General features: G+C 61.0%; 2 protein-coding genes. Both read right to left on the bottom strand.

Translation table 11 applies throughout. The features are described from left to right. Positions 1-305 precede the first annotated feature (305 nt). On the bottom strand, positions 306-3,992 hold the full coding sequence (locus tag WBB85_RS05530) for a vitamin B12-dependent ribonucleotide reductase (RefSeq protein ID WP_432637630.1): 3,687 nt from the start codon (positions 3,990-3,992) through the stop codon (positions 306-308). Positions 3,993-4,312: 320 nt separating this feature from the next. Beyond that, positions 4,313-4,547, bottom strand: a 235-nt coding sequence (locus WBB85_RS05535) for a hypothetical protein (protein ID WP_432637631.1), incomplete at its 5' end; no start/stop codon positions are given.

Below are 4,547 nucleotides of genomic sequence, written 5' to 3' on the forward strand. Positions count from 1 at the left end.
TCTTGAAACTGTGCAGGAGCGCCCACCCAGGGGGCGGTCGGGCGCGGCCCGGCGGCGCGCAAGGCGCGCCTTGTTCCCGGGCATTGGTGCCTTGCTGAATGACGGCTCGATCCCGCACAACAGACCGCCACAACATACGGACATGCCAAAGAAAATCGGGGGGCCGTGGCCCCCCGTCTGAGTTTCGCCGTTCAGGCTCATCCTTCATACCGCTCGGTTTTATGCCTGCGGCCTGAACGTCGTCTGGGGCGAGCGCACCCGCCCCGGAACGGGTCACCGGAGTGACCGGTATTCGCTGTCCCTCGTCAGCTGCACCCCGAGGTTCCCCCGCAGGTGTTGCACTTCATGCAGGTGCCGTTGCGCACCAGCGTGTAGTTGCCGCATTCGCCACAAGGATCGCCCTCATAGCCCTGCATCTTGGCCTTGGTGCGGGCGTCCATCGTGACGGTACCGGTGGCCAGTGCCGTCGTGGCCGACGCCGCAGCAGCCACCTGCCCCGTTGCCGGAACCAGCGTATTCAGTGCTGCGACCGGGTCACCGGCAAGGGCAGTCGCCCCCATGCCGCCCTGAAACACGATCAGTTCCTGCGGCAGACGCTTTCTCATATAGCCGGTCGAAGCGACCTGCTTGAGCACTTCCAGCGACTTCGAGGCGGCACTTTCGCTCATCTCGGAGACATTCGTCTGGCCCTCATTGGCACCGCCGCCAAGGTCATCGAAGCTCGCGCCCTGCGGCTGGACATGGGCCAGATCGGTGCGGTCGAGATACGAGATTGCCAGTTCGCGGAAGATGTAGTCGAGGATCGACGTCGCCTGTTTGATCGAGTCGTTGCCCTGCACCATGCCAGCCGGTTCGAACTTGGTGAAAGTGAAGGCGTCGACGAATTCCTCCAGCGGCACGCCGTATTGCAGGCCGACCGACACCGCGATGGCGAAGTTGTTCATCATCGCGCGGAAGCCCGCCCCTTCCTTGTGCATGTCGATGAAGATCTCACCCAGCGCACCATCCTTGTATTCGCCGGTGCGCAGGTAAACCTTGTGCCCGCCGACGATGGCCTTCTGGGTGTAGCCCTTGCGCCGTTCGGGCAGCTTTTCGCGGTGCGATTTCACCACTTCCTTGATGACGATCTTTTCGACGATCTTCTCGGCCAGAACGGCGGCCTTTTCCTGCGCCGACCCGGTGGCGAGGATCTCCTCGGCCTCCTCATCGTCTTCCACCAGCGAAGCGGCCAGCGGCTGGCTGAGCTTGGAGCCATCGCGGTAAAGCGCGTTGGCCTTGATGCCCAGCGACCAGGACAGTTCATAGGCCGCCAGCGTGTCCTCGATGGTCGCGTTGTTCGGCATGTTGATGGTCTTGGATATCGCGCCCGAGATGAAGGACTGCGCCGCCGCCATCATGTGGATATGGCTGTCGACACCCAGGAAGCGCTTGCCCTTCTTGCCGCAAGGATTGGCGCAGTCGAAGACCGAGTAGTGCTTGGGGTCCAGATGCGGCGCACCTTCCAGCGTCATCGTACCGCAAACATGGTCGTTCGCTTCTTCGATCTGGCGCCGGGTGAAGCCGAGATGGCGCAGGATGTCAAAGGTCGGGTCGTTCAGCTTTTCGGCAGGGATCCCAAGAGTTTCCGTGCAGAACTTCTCACCCAAGGTCCACTGGTTGAAGACAAAGCGGATGTCGAAGGCCGAGGGCAAAGCCGCCTCGATCTTATCCAGTTCCGCCTGACCGAAACCGTGGCCGATCAGCGAGGTGTGGTTGATACCGGGGCAGTTGCCCAGGGACGCATGACCGACGGCATAGGCGATGATCTCTTCGATCTCGGCGCTGCCGTATCCCAGTGTTTCCAGCGCCGCCGGAACCGAACGGTTGATGATCTTGAAGTAACCGCCACCAGCGAGCTTTTTGAACTTCACCAGCGCGAAGTCCGGTTCAATTCCGGTCGTGTCGCAATCCATCACCAGACCGATCGTGCCGGTTGGTGCGATAACGCTGGTCTGGGCGTTGCGATAGCCGTTCTTCTGGCCGAGTTCCAGCGCCTCATCCCAGGCCATTTTCGCAAGAGAAACAAGCGCTTGATCCGGGCAGTTCGCGTGGTCAAGCGCGACCGGCTTGACCGCCAGATCCTCATATCCATCGGTCTTGCCGAAGGCGGCGTTGCGATGGTTGCGGATGACGCGCAGCATGTGGTCGGCATTGCGGGCGTAACCCGGGAAGGCACCAAGCTCACCCGCCATTTCAGCGGACGTGGCGTAGGAGATGCCGGTCATCACCGCCGTCAGCGCACCGCAAAGTGCGCGGCCTTCATCCGAATCATAGCCATAGCCCATGTTCATCAGAAGCCCGCCGATATTGGCGTAGCCGAGGCCCAGCGTACGGTAATCATAGCTGCGCTGCGCGATTTCCTTCGACGGGAACTGCGCCATCAGGACCGAGATTTCCAGCGTCACGGTCCAGAGCCGGGTGGCGTGGACATAGGCCTCGGCGTCGAACTTCGCGTCCTTGTAGAAAGTCAGGAGGTTCATCGAGGCAAGGTTACAGGCCGTGTCGTCCAGGAACATGTATTCCGAACAGGGGTTCGATCCCCGGATCGCCCCGTCTTCCGGGCAGGTATGCCAAGCATTGACGGTGTCGTGGAACTGGATGCCGGGATCGGCGCAGGCCCAGGCTGCGTGGCCGACCTGTTCCCAAAGCTCCCGCGCCTTCACCGTCTTGGCGACCTTGCCGTCGGTGCGGCGGATCAGTTCCCAGTCGGCATCGTTCTTGACGGCCGTAAGGAAGGCATCGGTGACGCGGACGGAGTTGTTGGAGTTCTGGCCGGAGACGGTGGCATAGGCCTCAGAATCCCAATCGGTGTCGTAGGTCGGGAATTCGATCGACCCATAGCCCTGCTTGGCATAGTCCAGCACGCGCTTGACGTAAGTCTCGGGGATCGCGACCTTTTTCGCGGCCTTGATGGCGGTTTTCAACGCCTCGTTCTTCACGGGGTCGACCGCATCCTCGCTGGAGCCGTCCCATTGCCGGATCGCCGCGAAGATCTCGTTCAGCTGGCGTTCGTGCATCTTGGAGCCCGCGACCAGAGCGGCCACTTTCTGTTCCTCGATGACCTTCCAGTTGATGAAATCCTCGATATCGGGGTGATCCATGTCGCAGATCACCATCTTGGCCGCACGGCGCGTTGTGCCGCCCGACTTGATCGCGCCCGCAGCCCGGTCGCCGATCTTCAGAAAGCCCATCAATCCGCTGGACTTGCCACCGCCCGACAGGGCTTCGTTCGCCGCGCGCAGCGACGAGAAATTGGTGCCGGTGCCGGACCCGTATTTGAACAGCCGCGCCTCGCGCACCCAGAGGTCCATGATGCCGCCATCCGATACGAGGTCATCCTTGACCGACTGGATGAAGCAGGCATGCGGTTGGGGATGTTCATAGGCGGAATTCGAGCGGGTCAGCTTGCCCGTCGTGTGATCCACATAGTAGTGGCCCTGCCCCGGCCCGTCGATGCCGTAGGCCCAGTGGAGCCCGGTATTGAACCATTGCGGGCTGTTGGGGGCCGCCATCTGTTCGGCCAGCATGAAGCGCATTTCGTCGTAATAGGCTTGGGCATCGCCTTCGGACGAAAAGTAGCCACCCTTCCAGCCCCAATAGGCCCAGGCCCCGGCGAGGCGGTCAAAGACCTGCTTGCCCGAGCTTTCGCCCACGTAGCGCTGATCGTCCGGCAGATCGGCGAGCGCCTTTTCATCGGGGACCGAACGCCAGAGGAATTCGGGCACGCCCTTTTCCTTGACCTTTTTCAGCCGCGCCGGAACGCCTGCCTTGCGGAAATATTTCTGGGCCAGAACGTCGGAGGCAACCTGGCTCCAATCCGCCGGCACTTCGACGCTGTCATTCTTGAAGACGATCTTGCCGTCGGGATTGCGGATTTCCGACACCGTCGTCCGGAATGCAACCTCGGCATAGGCGTCTTTTCCTGCCTTGGTGAATTTGCGTTCGATCTTCATCTGCCCCATCCTTCGTGATCTTGCTGGTGCGACCGCACCCCTTGCCGGGGCATCTTGCCGCCTTGGTTGCCGGCGGGGTTCGAAAGGGGACGAAAACACCTGTCACAGCGGATGCGCCCGCTGCCCGTCGGCCATCATTCGCGGCCAATTCTGTGATTGTCTGTCCCCGTCGTTCCGGCCACTAAATGTTGTGGCTTCTCCGTCAGCCCCCACAAACTGACGTATGACCCCGGGGTGGGTCAACAGCTTTTTCTCTTTTTTGTGACAAGATTTCGGTTGACCTGAGGCAGGTTGCAACGGGCTCGCCAAGTGCCACCGATTCACCCACAAACCACGCGCCGACCGGCCCGGCGGAAAATCGCTTGTGTGATGGGTGCTTGTGCCACGTCCTTTGGAAAAAGCTTCAAATCCATCCACAGGAGTTTACGAAACTTAACGCCCAAAAAGCTTTTTTCGGGGCACCCGCGACAGGCCGCATGCACAGGCGATACAACATGTTTCAGTTGTGCAATCAGATGGGAGTTTGAAGTGGTCGGGGCGAGAAGATTCGAACTT

This window comes from Albidovulum sp., from assembly GCF_049646345.1.
Lineage (GTDB): Bacteria > Pseudomonadota > Alphaproteobacteria > Rhodobacterales > Rhodobacteraceae > Albidovulum.

Excerpts from the sequence above, each read along its gene's own strand:
- WBB85_RS05530 (WP_432637630.1), bottom strand. The coding sequence starts at position 3,992 with ATGAAGATCGAACGCAAATTCACCAAGGCAGGAAAAGACGCCTATGCC.